Genomic DNA, 22004 nt, shown 5'->3' with positions numbered 1-22004 from the left:
ACCTCTAAAAAAACAGGAGACCGCTCCCAAGCGGGAACGGCTCCATGAGTACAACAAAACCACAGATAAAGCTGCCAGACATTGTAGCCAGACAGGTGCCTGTGGCTCTGCTGATTTTTAATGAATAATGTATAATGAAACAGGCATACTGACTGGTACTTTCCCAGAGCATTATCCATGTTTCATTTGAAACTATGCTTCAATCAGGAACTCGTCGTGCTGGCTTACGTCCAGACCCGTTTTCTCATCTTCTTCGGTTACGCGCAGTGGCAGAATCAAATCCGTCACTTTCAGCAGCAGGAACGACATACCGAAGGCAAAGGCCGACACACCCACCAGCGCAATCATGTGCTCGACAAACAGCCCTGTTTCGCCAAAGGCCAATCCTTCAATAGCTACGGCTGAGTTCACACTTTTGCTGGCAAAAATCCCCGTCATGACCAAACCGACCATACCGCCAACACCGTGGCAGGGGAACACGTCTAAAGTATCGTCCAGCGTCGATTTCGAGCGCAGGTGAGCTACGTAGTTTGAAATCATAGCGCCAACCGTACCGATGAAAATAGCCGTTGGAATCGTTACAAAACCGGCAGCCGGCGTGATAGCCACCAGCCCGACTACGGCGCCGATACAAAAACCAAGCGCCGATACTTTCTTGCCTTTGGCCGCATCGAACAGCACCCAGGCCAGGCCCGCCGAGGCAGCCGCCGTGTTCGTCGTAGCGAACGCCGAAGCCGCTAATGCTGAAGCCCCTACCGCCGAACCTGCGTTAAAACCAAACCAGCCGAACCACAGCAGACCCGTACCCAGTAGCACAAACGGAATGTTTGCTGGTGGAAAATAACTGGCTTCGAGGTGCGAACGCCGGCGTTTCAGGTACAACGCGCCTGCTAAAGCGGCCCAGCCCGCCGACATGTGAACAACTGTGCCACCAGCAAAGTCGAGCACACCCCGCTTGAACAGGATACCGTCTGGATGCCAGGTCATGTGCGCTAATGGCGCATATACGAACAGACTGAACAGAATCATAAACAGCACATACGACCGGAAGTTAATGCGCTCGGCCATTGAACCTGTTACGAGGGCAGGCGTAATAACGGCAAACTTGAGTTGAAAGAAGGCAAACACGACCAGCGGAATGGTTGGCGCCAGCGACCAGGGCTTACCGTCCAGCACACCCTTGAACATAAAATGGTCCATAGGATTACCAACAAATCCGCCAACCGTTGAACCAAACGCTAAACTGTACCCAACAACAACCCACAAAATACTGATAACACCCATCGCCACAAAACTTTGCAGCATGGTCGAAATCACATTTTTGTTGTTCACCATTCCACCGTAGAAGTACGCCAGACCGGGCGTCATTAAAAGAACTAAAGCAGTGGCAACCAGCATCCAGGCGGTATCGCCGGAATTGATACCTTCCGTCACAATTTGTGTCGGAACACCGTTGAAACCAGGTAGTACGCCAAGTATGGCAACAACCAGCAACAGAATCAGAGGGATGTAATTAGGCTTCTGCATAAAACTTGAGGGGTTTTTGTTGTACTAAAAGATTAGGAAATCTGGTTAAGAAGACGGGGGTTGAACTGAGTGTGGATTAGAATTTAAAGATAGCCGCCATACCGAGCGTAGCCTGCGATGGCGTTAGCTTACCATCATTTTTCTCGAATTTATTGGCTGAATAGCTGTCAATGCGTAGTTCAGGTTTGAACAATAAGTGGCCATCGGCAGCCGTGATGTTGCCCGTTATGGTGATGGAATTAACGCTCGCTCCGTTACCAGCGGCATCGGTCAACGCCCGAACACCATTCTTGTTATCAAATACCTCGTAACGGGCACCTAAGCCAAACTTGTCGGTGAAGGCATAGTTGGTATAAAGAGCTACACCGCTCCAGTTTTTGGACGTTACCGGGCCGCCAACATTTTGATAGTCGCCTTTTTGTGAACCGGAAGCGGCATTCAGACCCAGAAAAAACTTAGGAGTAATCTGATAGGTCGTTGTAAGGTCGAACAGCGAGTAATTAGCATTGTCAGCACTAACCCCGTCAACACCTTTCGAGGCTTCGTTCGACATAATTGCGTTCAGATACACGTTCCAGCCCGAAACCGGTGCAAAGAATAACTGCCCAATGAGGCCCTTCTTTTTATTGTTATCGAACAGGTTATCGACGTTGTTCACCAATCCCAGCATTAACGAAGCCCGGTCGCTGAAGGCATACTGCGCTTTCAGCCCGATGTGATAGAAGGGTCCGTTGTTGAACAGATTTGAGAGCGAGTAGTTATAGTTAACCGGTGCATCAATTACTTCATAGCCAATGTGAGTACCGAACTGGCCCGCTGTAAAGGATAATTTGCTGGTTGCTTTAAACGTAATATAGGCTTGCTTAATAGCCAGTGCAGTTGAACCCGGTCCCAGAAAGCCAATATAGTTGCCGTAGTTACCCAGGTCAGAGTAAGGCCCAAACGTGAGGTCCATGACCGCATCCACCTTACTGGCGCTGTAAACTGCTTTCGCCTGAATCAGGCCGATACCAAACTGACCGGCTTTCTGATCAAATGCGCGTGCATTGCCCACTCCGGTCCCGTTTAATCCCAGGTTTGACTGGCTTTTGGGATTGTTGAAATTACCAAAATAGTAAGTGTCCATATAGCCGGAAAAGGTAAATTTTCCCGGTGCTACAGTGGTAGTATCCTGCGCCTGGACAGCATATCCCAGAAACAAAGAACTAATAAGTAAAAATGATTTTTTCATATTGTTTATTTGGTTGTAGACGAATGTTACCGTGGTTCTATTTCGTAGCAAATTTTGTTCAATAAATTATTGTACGCAATAGCTAACCCAAAATAATTATGTCTTTTTGCTTTATTCAGGCAATTATATTAAAATTTTTCTATTATATCTGTCATAAATACCTAAAAAATCTATAAATTATATTTTTTAAGATATTTGGCTTTAGCGTAAATTTTCCAAATTTTATTCTTAAACAAATTAGGCACTCAAAGCCTGAAATATTCACTATGCTTATAGTATAAACCAGCTATAAAGCCACAAGGCCCGATCAGTTCACTGATCGGGCCTTGTGGCTTACTTTATTTACCGTATCGTTAGGCTTCGGCGTGTAGCCAGGCTTTTTTAGCCAGCAGCGTTTCCTCCTCTTCTTTATGTTCCGGATCGGGCACGCAGCAGTCTACCGGACAAACAGCGGCACACTGAGGCTCCTCATGAAAACCCATACACTCCGTGCACTTATCGGGAACGATGTAGTAAAATTCATTTGAGACAGGCATCTGAGGGTCTTTGCCGCTCACAACCGTACCGTCGCCAAAGTCTACTTCGGTTAGTTCGGTTCCTCCACCCCAGGTCCATTCAACGCCACCTTCGTAGATAGCGGTGTTGGGGCATTCGGGTTCGCAGGCACCACAATTGATGCACTCATCGGTGATCATGATTGCCATGGGCAGTTCTGATTTATATAGGCTAAAATTGGCTCTTCGCAGTTTGGACAACAAATATAATTATTTAAAGGTTGACGACAAACTAAATTTTCATTACATTAGTTGATGGTGTATTCTATTTGTTTATCCAATTCATGCTTCAATCAGAACGCCTGCAAACGTTCGTGGCTTTAGGCGACTTTCTGCGCTCGGCCAACGTGCAACCCGAACTCGACGAAATCGCTCAACGCGCCTACTACAAAAATAACTGGTTTACGCCTGCTAACTCATTGATTGCCTTACGTGCCATTGCCGATGAATACTTAGCAGCCGATAAACTGAACGCCTGGGCAAGCCGGTATCGACCTGAAGCCGATGCACCCCAAACCGTTGGCGTTGTGATGGCGGGAAATATTCCGGCGGTTGGCTTTCATGATTTACTCTCTGTGCTGGTAAGCGGGCATAAACTGCTGGCTAAGTTAAGTAGTCAGGATTTTGTACTAATCCACTATTTAATACAAAAATTAAAGGAGTTCAATCCTGCCTTTGGCCCTCTGATTGAAGAAGCCGAGCGTCTGAATGCTGCTGATGCATACATAGCGACGGGCAGTAACAATACAGCCCGATATTTTGAGTACTATTTCGCCAAAAAGCCCAGTATCATCCGAAAAAATCGTACATCGGTTGGGCTGCTGATGGGCGAAGAGGGCGAGGAGGAATTGTTGAAGCTTGGCCACGACATTTCCGATTACTATGGGCTGGGATGCCGCAACGTCTCAACAATACTTGTCCCGGAAGAGTACGACTTCATTCCGTTGTTACGAACGCTGGAACCGCAGGCCAAACTATATTTGGACAACCACAAATACCAGAATAATTACGACTATAATAAGTCGATTTATCTGATTAATGCGGTTCCACATCTCGACAATGGGTATCTGTTGCTGACCGAAAATGACGGACTGGTCTCGCCTATTTCGGTTTTATACTATCAAACCTACCGAACACAGGCTGATGCTGCCGTCTGGCTCACTACCCATGCTGGTCAGATTCAGGTCATCGCTTCGGCGCAGGCCTGGTATCCGGGCAGCATCGCCTTTGGTCAGGCACAACGCCCCGGTTTAGCTGATTTTGCCGATGGCGTTGATACGATGGCGTTCCTTTCGGAATTATGAATGATGAATTATTGACCTGAAACAATATCATTCATTATTCATTATTCATTATTCAATACCGCCAGCTTTTCAAATCGGCGCCTGCCGGATGATTCGCGTCAATGCGTTTCAGGATTTTGTCAACATACATCGTGTTGTAGCGCAGCCGACTGATGTAGTTGGGTTGCGTAGGGTCGCCGTTCCAGCAATGTTCGGCACGGTCGCCATAGGCCACTTCGCTGCTGGCCGATGGATTCTGAACGTGTTGAAGAAAATCTTCCATTAAATACACGGCATTGTTGAGGTAATAATTGTCCATATCGCCACAGTAAATGTGAATCTTGCCCGTCACTTTCGGGCCGAGGGTTTTCCAGTCGCGCCGGAGAATGTGCAACAGGTCATAATGCTCGCGCCAGTAGCTGGCAACGGTTGAGTCGATTTGGCCAGTGAGTTTGTTCCAGATTCGTTTGGGGTAGCCGTCTGAGCCAACGGGCGAGTAGACAGCTTCCCAAATGTCGAACTGGTCACCAGAGCGCGAGTGCGTACCGAGAGCCAGTTCGCGGTGGTTCGTTTCTTCAACCGTGCATTTCACCTGACCGAGGTAATTGCGCTGAGCGGGCCGGGGTGTCCGCCGAAAAGGCCCTTCCGAATAATAGGCGTTTTTGTCTTTATACAAGTTAAATACCGTGTAGGCATCGAAGGCAATTGGGTCGGGGCAGGCGGCAAAGCAACCATTGAACTCATCGGGATACAACACCTGTGCGGCCAACGCTTCCCAGCCGCCCGTTGAGCCTCCGTATGTAAATCGTGCCCACCCCTGCCCGATCCCGCGAAATCGTTTTTCGATTTCGGGCAGGAGTTCATACATAATAGCATCGCCGTAGGGACCGAGGTTTTCCGAGTTGACCGCGTAAGAATCGTCGTAATATGGGTTCGCATGCTGAATTTCAACGCACAGCATTCGGGGAAACTCTTTGCTCGTCCATTTTTTATAGAAATCATACGCTTCCTGCGCTACGATTTTTTTATAGCCCCGAATATGAAACCGCTCAATGTAGTCGGTCGTATCCATGTTGGCGGGCGGTGGGGTTTCGCTGAAGCCGTCAAAATCAGCGGGAAAATGGCCGTGAAACAAACACAGTGGATACTTCGCTTCGGGGTGTTCGTCGAACCCAGCCGGAATCAGGACGTGGGCGCCGAGGTACATCGGTCGTCCCCAGAATTCAGTCAGGCGTTTGCTCTGGATTTTGATATGCTTGATAAACCTGGTGTCTTTCGGCTCTTCAATCGGTGGGTTGACCTGATCCAGTACGACAGCAAATGGTTGCTTTGCCCCGGCTTTAATGCTGATCTTCTGCGGCTTACTGAACAGATTCCCTGGAGCGGTGCGCCAGTTTTGGCCCTCTCCCCTATCCATGGGCAGTTTAACGGTATGCCCGTCTTTGCGCTTGAACGTTTCGTATTTATGCAGAACAGCCTGCACATAATAGTCGCCGGGGGAGAGGTCGCGTAAACTGCGTTTGGGATAGCCAAACGCGCTGGCATCGACCGTTGCCGATTGGCCGGGTTTGAGACCCTCGACATCTACGCCGAAAAGCTGCGCCGTTTCAACCCCGTCGCCCACCTGCGAGCGAGGTTCCGGTATGTTGGTTTTTGCCAGAATGAGCAGCACGCGCCCATCGAGCGGTTGCTGGCTTTGTGAAGTTGGGAACGAAACAGAGAAGGTAGTCTGAGCGAAACTGGCTGTTATACATAGATTGAGCAGCAGAAGTAACAGGTATTTCATAAAAGAAATCAGGTTGATATAGAGCCAGTAAGATACAAACTTGGCTATTATCAGCACCTATTTCCCGTGAGTTTCAGGCAAAAAAGCTCAAAAATGAACTTACACCTTAAGCATCCCTGCTATAGCTGTGCGGTACTTGTTATCGACCCGGCGCAAAACTCCACCACTCGTTGGTTAGACCACCGGTGCCTTTGCCCAGCCCGAAATACGCCCGGCCATTGACCACGGCGGGCCATTTGGTAGCCCCATCTACGCTTGAGCCGGGGAAGTAAACGTCCGTTTGTTCTGTCCATTTGTCAGTGATTGCATCATATATTGCCAGGTAAGAACTACCCTGCGTGAACCGATACCCGATGTTACCAATTGAAAACTGAAAATAATCACTGTTACTGCCGGTAGCCCGTTTCTCCCAGGTGTTGGTGGCGGGCCTGTACTCAAACCAATCCTTCCAGATAGTACCACTGCCCGTGCCACCGCCCACGAACGAACGACCGTCGATGGTCAGGACGGTTCCGTTATACCCCAGGTTATTGACGTTATTCCCGCGCGGTTTGGCCGGGAAATCAGCCTGTTTCGTCCAAACATCGGTTGCAGGGTCATACTGATAGGTCGCGCTTTTTTCGGGGTAATCGGTTTCGAGTGTCCCCCAGCCGGTTGCACCAAAGACTATGTATCCTTTACCACCGGCGGCAAACCCAGCCATGTTGAAGCGGGCCGTACCAGGCACATCCTTCCGTTTTGCCCATGTATCCGTCTGGACATCGTATTCCCAAAGCCAGCTAACGGCTTTGCCATCAGCCCCATTAACTCCTCCAGCCAGGTAAATTTTCTGGCCAATCACAAACGGGGCCGTGTCGTAGATGCCTTTCGTGCTACCGGCAAAATCGCCCCGTTTGGTCCATGTATCGGTGGTGGAGTTATATTCGTACCAGTCGCTTTGGCCCGACCCCAGCCCGGCAAAAATCCGGTTACCAACGGCCAGCGTGATAGCTCCAGTGCGCGGCTGACCCGGAAATTCGCTCTGCCGCCCGAACAGAGCCGCTTTTTCGAGTTTCAGCCGGATACCCAATGCCTGCTGGTCGGCCATTTCGGGCAGTCCCGTCACCAGCACATCGGCCATACAATCTGACAAATCCGGTTCCTGCATGATGCCTGCCTTCCGGCAGACTTGTTCCGCATTGTTACGGGCGGCTACATCGAAGTCAAAGAGGGAAAGCGGCTGTGAGGGAAAGTCGCGGAAGGTGTAGGATTCCGTCGTTTTGCCAGTCGGATAGACCAAAATAGATTCTGATTGCAGGATGCGCCAGTCATTGATGAACGTACCATACCACTCTTTAGCAGGGGCTTTGTAACCTGAATAGACCTTACCTGATTTATCCTGAAAATCGTCGTCGGGATTGCCATTGTACTGACCTAACAGCCCCTCGACCTGGTTTCGGCGTTTTTCGTTCAGCACCCTCACATACCAATAAATATTGAAGTTAGGATTCACCCGTACCTCGATCAGGTCGCCATACGTAGTTGTCAGCGCATATCGGTTTATGGCTGTTCGGGTAAGAAACGCCCGGTCCTGCAACAGCTGCGTGTCAAAATCGGTCTTGATTTCCTGCCCGTTAACGTGAATTTTAAATGGCTTTACCGTGAAACTGACAACATCTTTTCCGGTTCGGATCGCTAACGAAGTAGTGGTAGAAGCCCTCGCCCGTTCTATTGGCCCAACCATCTCGAATCGCACCTGGGCAGCAAATTCATCATTCTTTGCGTGGATTGCCCAGAATTCGCCCGCTGGGTGCAGGAATTTTTGAGCACCATCCAACCCGGCAATCATCGGATCGGCCCGTGTACCACCGGCAGCACGGTGCGAAGAAGAGGAACCACCTGTGCTTCCGCCCGAAAATACCCGACCAATGGCACCGGCGGCATTCTCTGCGGGTATCTGAACCGCCCCTTGTTGTGCTTCTCTAATAGCCCCAAAAACAATATACGCGCCGACTGCTGCGGTTGACACAACTAACACTCCTGCGACAAGGGGGGCTAAGGGTACCCCAGCAAGTACAACAGCATTTATTATTGTGGCCCGGCCTAAAACGGCCCCGGCGCCAATTGTAACACCGACCACAACATGACCCCAACTTACTTCAGGAGTTGCCAGCCCAATTGCCTGGGCCTGAGCAGGGGTAACGATAGCAGTTAATACCGAAGCCAGACGATTAGCCCAACTATGCCGGGCTGACTGATTTGGTAGTCCAGCAAGTAAGATTTTTTTCTGATCTACTAAGGTTATAGCTTGTTCCTTAGTCAGTGATTGCCGTTTAACGAATCCGCTCTTGCTTTTAAACATATCCTCCCAAAACCCGGAGGGATCCTTATACTTTTCAACCACTGGGTCCTGACGGATAACCGCTGAGTGACCTATTTGCAGGGCAGCGAAAATTTCGTCGTAGGTAGTATAGGTAAACCGCATATAGTCGGCCCCCAAAATGTCGATAGGCTGAAACTGCCCTTTTACTTTATCCTGTCGAAAATAAAGCAGGGCGATTCCCTTTTTACCACCGGGTTCAGTACAACCGATATACACGGTATTGAAAAAAGAGGAATCTTTTTCGGTACTAACGGTTGGGTTGCCGGGACTAACCGGCTCGTCAGACTTCGGCTTACAACCCTCAAAGGCCACCGGCAGGCACAGCAAGCCCAACAGCAGGATGGATGGGACACGTTTCATGTGGTTGTGGATGATTAGAGTGAATCTGGGCAGGTTTGCCCAGATTCACTCATTGAAAAAGAATTAGCTTATGTTACTTCGGGAGAGTCACTTTGGCCCAGGGCTACCTTTTCTGCCTACTTCAAGTTGGCCCGGAAAATATTTCTATTCGAAGTGAAGTACAAATACTGCCCCGATGAATCAAAATTGAGGTTATTCCCCGAAACGGCCGTAGTGATTTTTACGGGTAATTTGCTAAAATCCCCTGTCAGGTCGATGTAGGCTAATCCAGTATAGTAATCAGAAAGGGTTAATCCTTTGATGGAACTTGCCGAAAAAAGAAGGTATCGTTCGCTCGGATCAAGAGATAAACCATAATAATCCGATGAAGCACTCCCCTGAAATAAAACCGTTTTAGTACCATCAGGGGCTAACCGTATTAGATCATAACTTTCCAAAAAGTATAAATTCCCTTTTTTGTCAATTGTCAGATACGAGATAAACTTACTGCTGCTGCTGGACGTATAGGCATCGGTTACTTTTCCCGTTGCTACGTCAATTTTTCGGACATAATAAGCTTTACTGTCACGGTCAGTAACGTAGAGCATTTTGGTTGGATCACCGGCTACTGAGTAAGGGGTGCCTAAAGGTGTTAATAGTTTTAAGGTTTTAACCTGCTTGTCTCCAAACGTAGCTATTTTGATTTTTTTGTTGCCTTCTTCGACAATGGCGAGTGTATTGCCATCGGGCGAAAAAGCCAGGCCTCTGGGAAAATTTAGCTGAGCATCGGCAAAAGAACCATCTTTGTCTTTAACATATCCGCCCGAACCAACAACCCCGTTATCGCCCCCAATGACCGTCGTTACTTTGTCATTAGCCAATTTCCTTATGGTGTAAAAAGAGGTCTTATCTGGCAGTGCTCCGGCAAGATTGGCGAAGTAAAATGCATTTTCAGTAGGCCGAAAGACTGCCCCAACCGAAGACATAAATAAGTAGGCTGATTTGGCAGGCCCATCTACCGTACCATAATTGGTATTGTTGCCAGCCAGCAGTTCGGTGCTGCTATAGGTGAAAGCTGTACTAATCACATCACCTGTTTTAAATGAAGCTGCCGTGGTATAATATGTATCTACCGAAGTAGTCACATAGGCCCGATAATAGTAGGTCGTATTCGGGTCTAAATTCGTTATATCGCTCACAAAATTGCCCGCTCCTGTGAAGGTTGTTTTGCTGTCACTGGTAGTAGGTACCTGATTGGTTTTGCTCCAGCAATGCCCATATTGAAGCCAGGGGTTTGTGCCATACGTGGTTTGTGAACCCGTAATTTTGACGGTGGTTCCTTCTACTTTGAGGGCGGCTGTTCCAATCACTGGCGGCACTACTGCCGTTCCTGTTTTCAACTGCCCCACCGCCCCATAACTTGTCCCTTTCTCATTCGTGGCATACGCTCGCACATAATACGTTGTAGTAGCCTCCAGATTTGTCAGGCTACTACTGATCGTCAGCGGAAAGGGGCCAGTAGTAGTACCCTTCTGCGTTTTACTATCGGCCAGGGTAGGCAGTTGCACCGTTTTACTATAGACAAACCCGTGTTGCGAAATGTCGGCTCCACCACCCGCGTCAATCACCGCCGATATAGTAGCCGATGTGTCGGTAACGCCCGATGTGGTGGGGGCCGTGGCCGAGTTGACGGTTGGGGCCGTAGCGGTGGCCGTACCCGTACCTGGTGTGGTGGTCGTTGATGTTCCCGGTGTGGTGGTCGTACCGGAGCCGGGCGGAGTGGTCACGGCCGGCGTAGGGGCAGGTTCATTTTTCCTGCAGTTTTGCAGCCCAATTACCAGGCTACAGAGCAGTAAAAACAATAGCGAAAGGGAAGAAAATCGAGTTTTCATGGTGTAAATAGTTTTTGTGAAACAATAGGGTATAGCAATGGAAAGACGTGAGTTACTTCGTGTAATAAGTCGAATTATAAGTGGGAGTTACGGGCAGTTGATATAGGCTATAGACTGCGCTACGGTTGACGTGATGGCGTTGCTGGGCACACTCCGGTTCGTGATGCCGTACTTCTCCACATAGCCACGGGCATTGGCCTGAGCCGTATAGGCGACTTCGCTGGTTTGGGTTATTACTCCATTCACAAGCGCGTAGCCTTTGACCATCGTGCGCGGATAATCACGGATGCCCTGAGTGGGGGGCAAAACCGGGTGACCTTTGAATGCCGGGACGGTATAGTCGCGGGATTTCTGGCTGCTGTAGGCCACGACGTAATAGGCACTCAGCACCGTTTTCTGGTACGTATTCGACCGGATCAGTTGCCCCTGTGCGTTGTACTGATTGGTGGTCATAAAGTCGCCCGTGGTCTGGGTGTCGATGTATCCCTCGCGGGTATAGGTGGTTGTGCTGGGGGAACTTATGTTTGTAAAAAGCGTCGGAACGCCGTTGGTATAGAGCGTGTTCCAGTTGGCGGTAGGGCCTGATGTGGTGCTTTTGGTCAATCGACCTGCGTTATCGTATTCGTAGGTGGTTCTGGTCGTCACCCCGTCCCGTACCTGGTCTGCGCGAATGACCAGCCCCTTATCGTAGGTGTATTGGGTGTTAACGGTGGCGGTCGAGGTCAGTGTACCCTGCGTAAATTGTTTGGTGGTGTTTTGGGCCGTTGTCACAAACTCATTGGCATCATAGGCATAAACCGTCTCGCTTTCCGACGAAGTTGCTTTCACCGCCGTATTCGATGTAGCGGGCGTAAAGGTCGAGGTCGTAGCGATGCGTGAGAGTAATCGGTTATTCTGGTAGGTATAGGTTGCCCGATATTTAGAAGCCCCTCCCTCCTGATTCAGGTCTTCGGCAAATGTCGCAATGAAGCAGTCCGTCGTGCTGTTGGGTACGGTTACGGCAGCCGTGCGTACCTGAAACGTGGCCCCATAGGTCGTTGTCCCCTTGTCGGTCGTGGCGTAGGGCCGAACGGTGTAGGTTGTGTTTGATTCCAGCCCGCTGAGACTACTCGAATACGAATACGGGAAGGTCGTTGTTGCCGGAACAGGTCCCAACTCGGTTTTGGGCGATGCAGCCAGACGCACCGCAGGCTGCGGGTCGGTGTTGCTATACACATGGCCGTGCTGCGTGATGGTGGCTCCGCCGTGGCCAGCGAGGGTGCTGAACACACGGGCCGACAAGCTCGTAACGGCGGCTGTTGTTGAGACCGTATTCCCCGTTGTGGCCGTGCTGAAGGCTGGCGTTGTTACGGCTGTTGTTGAACTTCCCGGTGTGGTTGTGGAACCGGGTGGAGTCGTCACGGCCGGTGCAGGGGTGTCAACCGCCTTTTTACAGTTTTGCAGGGCCATTGTCAGGCCAATGACCAGCAACAGGGTGCTGGAAACCGATTGATTTTTCATGGTGTGGATAGTTAAATGGAACAACCAATTCAATACGTTGAACGCATGGGTGGGCTGGCATTCTTGAAATCCCAAACTGAAGCAGAGGTTGAAATTTTCCATTGACCATCAATCTTTTCCAGGACGGTCAATTGTTGAGAATCCACTTTGGTAGTCTCTTTAAATACATTATGCTGCTTCCACATCGCCCAGGCCATCGTACCGTTAATTTTGACGTTCCAGATATCCCGACCTTCGACTGTCATCTCCGATTTAGGCGACTGCTCCATCCATTTTTTCATCCCCTGCTTCATATCGGCAAATCCTGTTCGAGTGCCCATGCTACCGGGTGAACCGTTTGGCGTAATAACTCCTGACGTTTGAGGAGAATCAACAAAGTAGCCTGCCCAGGCATCGAAGTCGCGCCGAACGTAGGCATCGGTTTCGCCGATAATGACTTTCCGGATGGCCTCTTCGTCGGCATTGGTGGTTTGAGCCAACGCCCAATTCGGCTGGGCCAACAGCAGGCTGGCGAAGGTGACGACCGTCAGGGAAACGGTACGTAGGACTGTGTTCATGAGTCGGTCAATTTGTTTGATACGACTCAAAAGTAGCCCATGCTCAGGACGGAGTATTGTAGAAAACGGACATTGTACGGCTTCTGTTTTCATCTCAATACGTTGACTTCATCGGCGGGCTGGCATTCTTGAAATCGCCAATCCAGGCAGCCGTCGAGATTTTCCAGTTTCCGTTGATTTTCTCCAGAACTTTCAGGTCAAAGGCCGTTAATTTCGTGTTAGTGGCCAGTAGGGTGAAGTGTTGTGTGTGTCTCACCCACGCCATATTGCCCACTACCCGGATAACCCAGTCGGCCTGACTGTCAAGGGTAAATCCTGACCTGGGCGAAGCCGCCAGCGACTTTTTCTTTGCCTCTTTCACTTCCTCAAAGCTTCTGCGATACACCGCTGCCCCCGGTGAGCTGGTATTGGCAAACGACGTTTGGGGTGAATCCGCGTAACAATCTGTCCAGGCCTGAAAATCATCACGTGCATCGGACTCGGCCATGACTACTTTCTTAACGGCCGAAACGTCGGACCGAATTTCATCGGCAGTTTGGGCAAAGGCGTAGCCGGATACGGCCATGAGCAATACAAACAGGTTCTTTTTCATGTAATTGGACGTTTAAAAATGCTTTTCAATCATTTTTGGGCAAACCAATAGCTGCCTTTCAGAAAATGGCTATCTGAAAGCGGAATGCGGAGTCCGCAACAAATCCGGGGGTATGTGTTTTTTTTGAGAAGTAGACCTACTGAGCCGATGTGGTAACGGCTTCTATACCCAATTGATCGAGCAACGTCAGTTGGTCAGCAACAAGCCATTGACTGACTATTTTTTGGTTGCGAATTTCATAGCCGATAATAAACGTAAACGTAACCGGTCGGTAGCTCGGTGGTATCCCATTCCATTCGCCCTGGTGCATTCCTTTGAATCGCGCTCTGACCACAACGCGGTTGCCTTCGGCAGTCAACTCGTCGGCATAGAGTTCATAGTTTGGAAACGCGCCGTCGAAAAACGTAATATGGTCGATCAGTGCCTGGTCAGTAATGTACTGTGCCAGCAAGGCAGGCGTTTTGGCAACCCCACTGACCGCGTTGTAATAGTCGAGAATAAACGCCTTGTTTTGTCGGGCTACATCCATCATGGCCTGTGTTATAACGAATTCAGGCTTTCACGGCGGCTGCATACTCCTCAACAGCCGTCAGGCGAAGCCCCGTCTGCTCCAGAATATCCGTCATGTCAATGGTATCGCCATCGGCATACTGGATCATCAATCCCGCAAACGTAGCCTCAAACGGATTGGTAGCGGCCGCTTTTTGGGCTTGCAACGCCCCTTTAGGCACGTTTTCGACGGTAAACGCCGTGCCGAATGTTTCTTCAAAAACCGTTAGTACCGCGCTCGGACTCAGGGGCTTAGGCCCACCGATGGCGCTGGCCCGGTTGTCGGCAAACCCGTTGTTCAGAGCGGCAACGGCAAGTTGAGCCACATCTTTGAACGAAATCCAGGTGATTGGATTTGTCCCTTCTCCATAAATACGGGCCTTCTGTTGCGGATAATTGAACCCCAGTGCCGGACTTAGCCACATTTCCATAAAATAACTGGCCTGCAAACTGCTCCAGGTCATGCCACTGTTGGCAAGGGCAGTTTCTACAGCCTGTTTGGCATCCGATAGCGGAAACGTATTGGCAGGATTGTGGGCAAACGAGATAAAAACAAAGCGGTTTACGCCCGCCTGTTTGGCCGCTTCTACCAGATTGAGTTGCCCCTGGTGGTCGACCGTTTCGATAGAATCCCCGTCGCGCACCGACGAAATACAGGTAGCCGTTGACAGTACGGTGTTTGCGCCTGCACAAGCCAACGCTAACGAGGCCGGGTCTTTAAGGTCGCCAACGGCAATAGTGGCGCCCAGCGATTGGAGGTGAGCCACTTTTTCGGGATTTGAATCATGACGGACTAAAGCACGAAATGGCTTTTCTTGGTCGGCCAGCAGGCGGCAGATTTCCGTACCTACTAAGCCGGTAGCACCAACAACGAGTATCATGTTTACGTTTTTTAAGGGTAAGAAGTAAGGTTGGGATTTTCATTCAGTACCGGGTTTGCTCATGGTATCTATGCCGAGTTGCTCCATCAGCATGGCGGAGTCGGAGATGATCCAATGCGTGGCTATTTTATTATTTACGATCTCATAACCCACCACTACCGGAAACTCTACCTGCCGGTGCGTCGGCAGGATGCCATCCCACTCGCCTTCGTGTTTGCCTTTCATACGCGCCCGAACCACCACCCGGTTGCCTTCGGCGGTCATTTCCTCGGCGGTCATTTCATATCCGGGAAAAGCCCCGTCAATAAACGTAACGCCGTCGATCAGGGCCGGGTCGTCTATAAACTGGCGGAGCAACGCAGGCGTTTTTATCACCCCACTCACGGCATTGTAATAATGGAGGATGAACTCCTTGTTTTTCATGGCCTGGTTCATGTCATTCCCGATTGGCTTTCATTGACTGTCAATGTGTTACAAAGCTACAGTATCTGCTTATCCACATTTAGTCTGTTTTGCCCTATTTTTAGCCTATTTGTAACATTTCAAAAAAAACGAGTCTATTTTCCCCGCCGATAGGCCGTTGGGCGTACCCCAAACTTCCCGATAAAGGCTCTCGTAAAATGGCTTTGGCTCTGAAAACCGACCTGAAAACAGATTTCGCCGATGCTCAGGGACTCTTTTTCGATCATAGTTTTGGCGCGTGTCAGGCGCAGGTCGCGGATGTAATGCGCCGGTGCCTGATTGACCAACGGCTTCAGCCGCCGATGCAGTTGCATTCGGCTCATGGCCATAAACCGCGCCAGTTGCTCAACATCAAACGTTTCGTCGGCAATGTGGGCATGGATAACCGCCATCACTTTTTGGAGGAAAATAGCCTCTTTCGGCTTTTCGGCGGCCAAAACGGCCATGCGATTCGTCTGTTTTTTGAGATGACCGCTCATCTGATTCAGCACGGCGGCAAAAAAATTGCGTACATCGTCGGGCGGATGCGAAACGTTTGCCGATACGGACGAGGGCGTTTCTATAGGATTTTCCAGAGGCCACTGAATTTCGTAAGCGGTGCTTTTGTCCCGGTTGGCATGAACGATAACCGGGTTGCGGGTTTGCGTCGCTATCTCACTAATACGCGACAGGTTAACGCCGGTGTTCTCCACCACGAGTTTCAGAAAAAACGTATCGCGTTCATTCACTAACGTCGCTACCAGTCTGACTCGCTGATGCTGTGGCGTAAATGTTACAACACGGCAAAGCAGTTGGGTCAGATCGGAAGCTACCGTTTCGGGATGATACCGTAACCGCAGGCTCTCTGTATCGCTTTCAAACGACAACCCCACCGAATGGGCCGTTGCAAAGGGCTGCAACGACGTGACGATGCCCCTCAAAAAAAGCAAAACATCCGACTCGACCGGGTATTGGAGCATCTCGTTTTATAGTGGATTACGTCTTCTAAACACCGGTGCATTACCAGACCAACAATACACGCTCATCAGGCCGCAGGGCTTTTTCATGAAACGGAGTTTACCCTATTTAGCCTAAAAATGGAACGCGGATGACACAGATGCTACGCAACGCGGATTGGCGCGGATTTAAAAATCAGCGGTGATCCGCGTTGGTACATCCGTATGATCCGCGTTCCATTTTTCATGAAAATGCCCTGCATCAGGCCGTGACCGTTGTGCTGATCTGCTGCATCAGGCCCACCGAATCGGCTTCCATCCAGTGATTAACAATCATATTATCGGCCAGTTCATACAGGATGATGCCTGTAATATTGATGGCATTGCCCGTTGGCGGACAGCCAAACAGATCGCCCGTGTGCTGCCCATTCATCCGAAACCGAACCATAACTTTGCTGCCTTCGGCAATGATGTCTTCCGGGATAAAATCATAACACGGAATACCCGCTTCAAAAACCTGAATGTGGCCCTTCAGCTCCATGTCGGCATCTGAAATAAACTGATCGAGCAGGTCCATGGGCTTATTTGTTCCCCGCAGGGCGTTGCAGTACTCGATAATGCGCTGTTTACTTTGTTCGGTAGTCATGAGCCTGTGTTTTTTAGTGATGACCTAAAAGTAGCGGGTCGATGGCGGGGAGTCTTGTAAAAATCGGCCAATTCATCGGTCAGCATTTTGGCCAGTTGCTGATGCCGCTGGAGGGCAACAGAGGGTGCTTTACCGCTAAACTGAACAAAATCTTTAATCAGGTGCGACTGATCGTAGAAACCGCCATCCATCAGAAAATCAGGCCACTCGGCTCCGGGCTTCAGCATGAGGGCATGATAGGTGTAATTGAACCGCTTGAGCCGGGCAAAAAATTTGGGGCTGACACCCGCCTGCTCGCCAAACACCCGGCGCAGGTGACGCGGACTCACGCACAGGCCGTCGGCCAATCCATCCATCGTCAGCATGCCCCGGTTGGTCAGCATGACATGAGCGGCCTGATCGGCTACGTTGGGCATAATGGCGGTTTGTGACGACCGATAAAGCCGGTGCAGCAACCAGGTTTCGACAAGAGCAAAACGGGCTTCGTTGGTTGGTGCATTGGCCAACTGTTCGCAAAGCCGCCCGGCATCGGGGCCAATTATGGCACTCAGTTCGTGGCGTTGGTCGATCAGTTCGCCGAGCGTTACCGACGAAAAAAAGGCCCGCAAACCAGTTCCTTTGAAAACCACACCCAGCATACTGACCCGGCCCGTCAGCTCAAGCCGGTAAGCACAGGTGGAGTAGCCCGTCAGAAAACTGTCGGGCAGTAGCGTTCCCGCCGACAGGCTACTGTGCAACCGGTAGCGGTCGCCGTAGTTCAGCACCATTGCCGCGTATGGATTGGCCGGGCTGGATAGTTCGGCTGGAGTGGTCAGGTAATGATCGTGTTCGAGAATATAGATTTTTTCGATGTACGGCTCCAGCAGTGGATCAGGTATGTGGGTGAGGTAGCGCATAGAAAGTACTGGTTTGGTGCTGAAATATAAGCGTTTAGCTTTTCAATCAACATGCCTTGCCTGACTTTTACGTAAGCGGTATAGTATCCACAGAAATGCCCAATAAGCCTTACCAGAGAATGTTTATTCGTGATTTAGGGTCCGACGAAAGGCCACCGATGCGGGTTTGTCGGATGTTCCCAGAAGAAGGGCCAGTTTGCCGTTAAGCTGATTAACAACCGACCGCTTATGCAGCCGCAATTTGGCACGACGCAGCGTGTCGGTGTGGAGTTCTACACGCTGGTCGGTGTAGTAGCGCACAATGGCCGGGTCTTTCTTGTTGCCGGCTTCTTCAACCACCCAAAATCCGCCCACAGGTGGCGGAGGGGGCTGGCGTAATTGGTTTTTGATGCGGATAAACTGGCGACCGGCCCAGGAAGCGCTGGTAGTTGGCACTAAATCAGAATTCTGCGCGAAGGCAGTCCCGACAGAAGCTACAAACAAGGCAATCAGATACGTTTTCATACAAGAGGAAATTTAATGGTGTAGATAGATACAATGAAGGCAATGGCTTTACTAAATTGAACAGGATGTGAATTACAGCGGAAAACCGATTTACTTCGCATCAAAGTTCGGCAGGCCATCAACCGTGCGAAATCCCATAAATGGGTGATACGACTACACTTACTATGGCCCGGCAGGAGCGTCTCAACGGCTAAAACAGAAACAGTTAACTTTTTTCACAAAACAACCATGAGCACATTCACGATTGACTTTCCGGGAACAGCCAGCCAGTTTACGACCAAAGCAGGCACGGCTATCAATGAAAAAGGTGGGCAGTTTACGGGCGATGCAACCAAAGGCAACTTTCGCATCAAAACGGCGATTGGTGCGGTCGAGGGCACCTACGAGGTTTTAGCGTCGGCAACAGGCCAAAAAACGCCCGTTGCGGTCACCATCACGAAGAAACCGTTTATTGTATCGACCAATAAAATAAAAGAAGCGATCAGCGACTTCTTCTGATGAGTTAGGGCCGGTATTTCGCCACGGCTTCAACGACGGAGTGAACGTGGAGTTTTTCGTAGATACGCTTAATGTGCGTGCGAACGGTTTCGATGCCGATTTTGAGTTCGGCAGCCACTAATTTATAGCTCATACCCTGCGCTAAATAATGCAGCACCTGACTTTCGCGGCTCGTTAGCTGGTCGAGGTTGGCGCTTTGGCCTGCGCGGGACGGAAACGTTTGAATCACTTTGCGGGCAATACTCGGCGACATGGGCGCGCCCCCGTCATGAACTGACTGGATGGCTTCGATGATTTCATCGGGCGTGGTTCGCTTGAGCAAATAGCCCGATGCGCCCGCACACAGGGCGCGAAAAACCCGGTCGTCGTCATCAAACACCGTGAGCATCAGCACGTTCACCGCTGGAAACTCCCGGTGCAGGCTCATAACGGCCTGAATGCCATCGCGGCCGGGGAGGTCGATGTCCATCAACACCACATTGGGCTGGAGTTGGTGAGTCTGGTCGTTGGCCCGATGGCAGTCGCCAAAGGCACCTACCAGCACACACTCCTCCGCATCGGCCACAAGCGCACTCAGGGCTTCACGCAGCTCGGTATTGTCCTCGTAGATCAGAACACGGATGGGCATGGTTGAAAAAGAGTGAAAGAGTCGTTTAAAGAGTGAATGAAAGAGTGAAAGAGCGAAAACTGGATACGCCAGCCTTTCGCTCTTTCACTCCGCTTCGGCGGTCCGATTTCGCTCTTTGTAAAGGTAAGCAGAAAGACAACGGGTTGGTATCCCCTATGTGGGTGATAGTCAGCCGCTACGTTAGTTTTATGCCGGAAAACGCAGCGAGAGCGTTGTGCCTTCTCCCACTGCCGACTCAATACTGAGTTTGCCGCCCAGCAGCGCGGCCCGCGTTTGCATGTTTCGCAGCCCATTCCCACCCGACGGGTTCAGGCGGGCGGGGTTCTTTGGGTCGAAACCGCGCCCATTGTCCTGCACGATCAATACTAACCGGCCACTTTCGCGGCTGAGGGCCACCCGCACCCGGTCGGCGCTGGCATACCGGGCAACATTGGTGATGGCTTCTTTGTAAATCAGAAAAAAATCGCGCCGATTTTCTGCCGACAAGCTCATCTGGCGAACACCCTCGGCTACATCCATTTGCAGGGCCACGCTGCCGGTCTGGTCGGCGTTGGCCGCGAACAGGCCCGCTGCAACATCGTTCATCCGGGCCACAACCTGGGTCATCGAGTCGTGGTCGGGGTTGATGCTCCAGACAATATCGCCCATCGAGTCCATAATCTGGCGGGCCGTCTGGCCAATTCGGTCGAGGGTAGCCTGGGTTTTGGCGGGGTCTTTGGTGGCCGACCGGCGGGCGGTCTGGCTCAGGATGCTGATGCTGCTAAGGTAGCTGCCCATGTCGTCGTGCAGGTCGCGGGCAATGCGGTCGCGGGCCTGCAACTCGCGCAGTTTCTGTCGAAATCGGTACTGGAGGAATAAGTAAAAAACAACACCGATTACGCCAATCAGGTACAATAACAACGCTGGCGCAAACCACCAGTGTTTCCAGATGGGCATGTCAAGTTCTATTCGCACGTCTTCTTCCTGGCCTTCTACCCTGAATATGTAGATGCCACCGGGCAAATTAGCATAGTGAATCTGGTCTGTGCTAACCCCGTCAAGCCAGTCATTATCCAACCCATCTAATTTATAGCGAAACGGTGTTGGCTGGCTTGCGCTGAAGCGAAACGTCAGGTAATTCTGACGAGCTTTCAGCCTGATTTCCGGCTGAGGGTTTATCGTTTGGGGATGGCCCGTTTCATTAAGCACAGTAATTGTAGCCAGCCGGACGTTTTGCGTTGATGACTGGCTTAGGCAAACGTAATGTCCGAACAGCAGCAAGTGCAAAATCACACGGCCTTTCACGAATACGGTTGCTTTAGTTAACGCTGTTTTTAGCCCGGTGGAATCCCACGCCATACAGCAGGTTACAGAAAATCGTAATACCCAATTGAACACATAGCCACGTTAAAAATAACTCGCGCGATGAGGCCAGCATCTGCTGTTGAAAAGCATCGTAGATGGTGCCCAGCACCGAACTAATGAGCAACGCAATGCTAATCCAGAAAAACGGTATCCGCAGCAAGCTAATGCGCGTTTGCCGGATTATGTAGTGCAGAAAGATAAGTACGGTTAGGGTGGTCAGTACCGTTTGAAGCGGTACTGACCACTGACTCCCCTGCTGATAATGGCCGAAAACGAACGCTTCCAGAAGAATACCGCCTACCCCCGCAAAAGCCAGCCCTGCAATTAAGGTACGACGCCAGCTCGACGGAATCGCCAGCCAGTACGCTACCGCAAACAACCCGCCGAACGAAGCAGCAATGAGGTAAGAAATGATGGTCGTATTTTTCCCATTCCATAAAAAAACCATTGCCAGCGATAGCACAAAGAACAGGAAGTACGAAACGATAGCGCCCCAACCCACCCGAAGCCCATTCGACAAATTTTTCCAGTGAATAATACCTATGCCAATGGGTATCAGCAGGGTAGCGCCATTCACGTAACTAAGGGTTAAAACAAGTTGCTTCAACATGGGCGGGAAAATTTCGCTTACTCGAATGCTGAATCAATTGGGGGGCACCCAACAACGGGCGGGTTGACTGCGTCTCCGGGTAACGACGCATAATTGGCCCCCCGCCGAATCACTTTAAAGGACCCTTCCCCTTCCAATTCGATTTCAGTCGCGACCAGTTCATACGTTCGGGGGGTATCTCCTACCTTCGGATGTATGCCGAATTTTACAATAAGGCCATCAAAGCCACCTTCTCTGATGCTGTTTGCCACATCCTCTAAAAAATCGATTCCCAGAAAAACGCCCCGGCGTTCCCTGCTGGCAGGAATGTCCTGCTTAAATCGCCGGGCCAATCTGCGAACGCTCTCGCTCGAAAGGCCCTTGTGTAATCCATGATTACGAAAAACAGAATCAGACATGATTAGTTGGTTTTAAGTTAACGACGTGAA

22 protein-coding genes are annotated in these 22004 nt (G+C 50.5%); 2 read left to right on the top strand and 20 right to left on the bottom strand.

The genetic code is table 11. The features are described from left to right. Positions 1-192 precede the first annotated feature (192 nt). From ACYVI1_RS04890 to ACYVI1_RS04880, 3 genes are all read right to left on the bottom strand, one after another. A complete protein-coding gene (locus ACYVI1_RS04890) occupies positions 193-1527 on the bottom strand; it encodes an ammonium transporter (protein ID WP_460907352.1) in 1335 nt (444 codons plus the stop codon). Between the two features lie 76 nt (positions 1528-1603). Next, positions 1604-2758 (bottom strand): porin, encoded by a 1155-nt coding sequence (locus tag ACYVI1_RS04885; protein WP_460907350.1) that lies wholly within the window; start codon positions 2756-2758, stop codon positions 1604-1606. Between the two features lie 353 nt (positions 2759-3111). Further along, entirely contained in the window at positions 3112-3462 is a 351-nt protein-coding gene (locus ACYVI1_RS04880; RefSeq protein ID WP_460907348.1) for a 4Fe-4S dicluster domain-containing protein, read from the bottom strand. Positions 3463-3596: 134 nt separating this feature from the next. Between ACYVI1_RS04880 and ACYVI1_RS04875 the strand changes: the two genes are divergently transcribed. Then, positions 3597-4616, top strand: a complete 1020-nt coding sequence (locus ACYVI1_RS04875) for an acyl-CoA reductase (RefSeq protein ID WP_460907346.1) — start codon at positions 3597-3599, stop codon at positions 4614-4616. Positions 4617-4668: 52 nt separating this feature from the next. Here ACYVI1_RS04875 and ACYVI1_RS04870 read toward each other — a convergent pair whose 3' ends face one another. The 13 genes from ACYVI1_RS04870 to ACYVI1_RS04810 all read right to left on the bottom strand — a co-directional run bounded on the left by ACYVI1_RS04870 (position 4669) and on the right by ACYVI1_RS04810 (position 18496). Beyond that, positions 4669-6381, bottom strand: a complete 1713-nt coding sequence (locus tag ACYVI1_RS04870; RefSeq protein ID WP_460907344.1) for an alpha/beta hydrolase — start codon at positions 6379-6381, stop codon at positions 4669-4671. Between the two features lie 139 nt (positions 6382-6520). Next, positions 6521-9103, bottom strand: a complete 2583-nt coding sequence (locus ACYVI1_RS04865; protein WP_460907342.1) for a VWD domain-containing protein — start codon at positions 9101-9103, stop codon at positions 6521-6523. A gap of 116 nt (positions 9104-9219) precedes the next feature. Continuing rightward, positions 9220-10974, bottom strand: coding sequence for a hypothetical protein (locus ACYVI1_RS04860; RefSeq protein ID WP_460907340.1), 1755 nt, complete (start codon positions 10972-10974; stop codon positions 9220-9222). A gap of 87 nt (positions 10975-11061) precedes the next feature. After that, positions 11062-12474, bottom strand: coding sequence for a hypothetical protein (locus ACYVI1_RS04855; RefSeq protein WP_460907338.1), 1413 nt, complete (start codon positions 12472-12474; stop codon positions 11062-11064). Between the two features lie 29 nt (positions 12475-12503). Continuing rightward, complete coding sequence (locus tag ACYVI1_RS04850; protein ID WP_460907336.1) at positions 12504-13031, bottom strand: YybH family protein; 528 nt, start codon at positions 13029-13031, stop codon at positions 12504-12506. Positions 13032-13125: 94 nt separating this feature from the next. After that, entirely contained in the window at positions 13126-13623 is a 498-nt protein-coding gene (locus tag ACYVI1_RS04845; protein WP_460907334.1) for a hypothetical protein, read from the bottom strand. Between the two features lie 136 nt (positions 13624-13759). Next, a complete protein-coding gene (locus ACYVI1_RS04840) occupies positions 13760-14155 on the bottom strand; it encodes an ester cyclase (RefSeq protein ID WP_460907332.1) in 396 nt (131 codons plus the stop codon). A gap of 19 nt (positions 14156-14174) precedes the next feature. Then, positions 14175-15053 carry an SDR family oxidoreductase gene (locus ACYVI1_RS04835; RefSeq protein ID WP_460907330.1) on the bottom strand — a complete coding sequence of 293 codons (879 nt, stop codon included), beginning with the start codon at positions 15051-15053 and terminating at the stop codon, positions 14175-14177. 39 nt (positions 15054-15092) lie between these two features. Continuing rightward, complete coding sequence (locus ACYVI1_RS04830; protein ID WP_460907328.1) at positions 15093-15488, bottom strand: ester cyclase; 396 nt, start codon at positions 15486-15488, stop codon at positions 15093-15095. Between the two features lie 122 nt (positions 15489-15610). After that, a complete protein-coding gene (locus ACYVI1_RS04825; RefSeq protein WP_460907326.1) occupies positions 15611-16474 on the bottom strand; it encodes a helix-turn-helix domain-containing protein in 864 nt (287 codons plus the stop codon). A gap of 238 nt (positions 16475-16712) precedes the next feature. Continuing rightward, positions 16713-17096 (bottom strand): ester cyclase, encoded by a 384-nt coding sequence (locus ACYVI1_RS04820; RefSeq protein WP_460907323.1) that lies wholly within the window; start codon positions 17094-17096, stop codon positions 16713-16715. Next, entirely contained in the window at positions 17093-17992 is a 900-nt protein-coding gene (locus ACYVI1_RS04815) for a DUF6597 domain-containing transcriptional factor (RefSeq protein ID WP_460907320.1), read from the bottom strand. Before ACYVI1_RS04815 ends, ACYVI1_RS04820 begins: the two co-directional genes overlap by 4 nt. A gap of 123 nt (positions 17993-18115) precedes the next feature. Beyond that, positions 18116-18496: a hypothetical protein gene (locus tag ACYVI1_RS04810; protein WP_460907317.1), complete on the bottom strand. Its 381-nt coding sequence runs from the start codon at positions 18494-18496 to the stop codon at positions 18116-18118. 228 nt (positions 18497-18724) lie between these two features. Between ACYVI1_RS04810 and ACYVI1_RS04805 the strand changes: the two genes are divergently transcribed. Then, positions 18725-18994, top strand: a complete 270-nt coding sequence (locus ACYVI1_RS04805; protein WP_460907314.1) for a hypothetical protein — start codon at positions 18725-18727, stop codon at positions 18992-18994. A gap of 4 nt (positions 18995-18998) precedes the next feature. Here the strand turns inward: ACYVI1_RS04805 and ACYVI1_RS04800 are convergent, their stop codons facing one another. The 4 genes from ACYVI1_RS04800 to ACYVI1_RS04785 form a co-directional block, all read right to left on the bottom strand. Further along, a complete protein-coding gene (locus ACYVI1_RS04800; RefSeq protein WP_460907312.1) occupies positions 18999-19622 on the bottom strand; it encodes a response regulator in 624 nt (207 codons plus the stop codon). A gap of 186 nt (positions 19623-19808) precedes the next feature. Beyond that, on the bottom strand, positions 19809-20960 hold the full coding sequence (locus ACYVI1_RS04795; protein WP_460907309.1) for an ATP-binding protein: 1152 nt from the start codon (positions 20958-20960) through the stop codon (positions 19809-19811). Continuing rightward, positions 20920-21576: a hypothetical protein gene (locus tag ACYVI1_RS04790; RefSeq protein WP_460907306.1), complete on the bottom strand. Its 657-nt coding sequence runs from the start codon at positions 21574-21576 to the stop codon at positions 20920-20922. Before ACYVI1_RS04790 ends, ACYVI1_RS04795 begins: the two co-directional genes overlap by 41 nt. 17 nt (positions 21577-21593) lie before the next feature. Continuing rightward, positions 21594-21974, bottom strand: a complete 381-nt coding sequence (locus tag ACYVI1_RS04785; RefSeq protein ID WP_460907303.1) for a hypothetical protein — start codon at positions 21972-21974, stop codon at positions 21594-21596. Between the last annotated feature and the right edge of the window lie 30 nt (positions 21975-22004).

It is taken from the genome of Spirosoma areae, assembly GCF_054781775.1.
The sequence above is the reverse complement of the archived record's forward strand: the minus strand, read 5'-3'. Positions and strand labels throughout refer to the sequence as shown.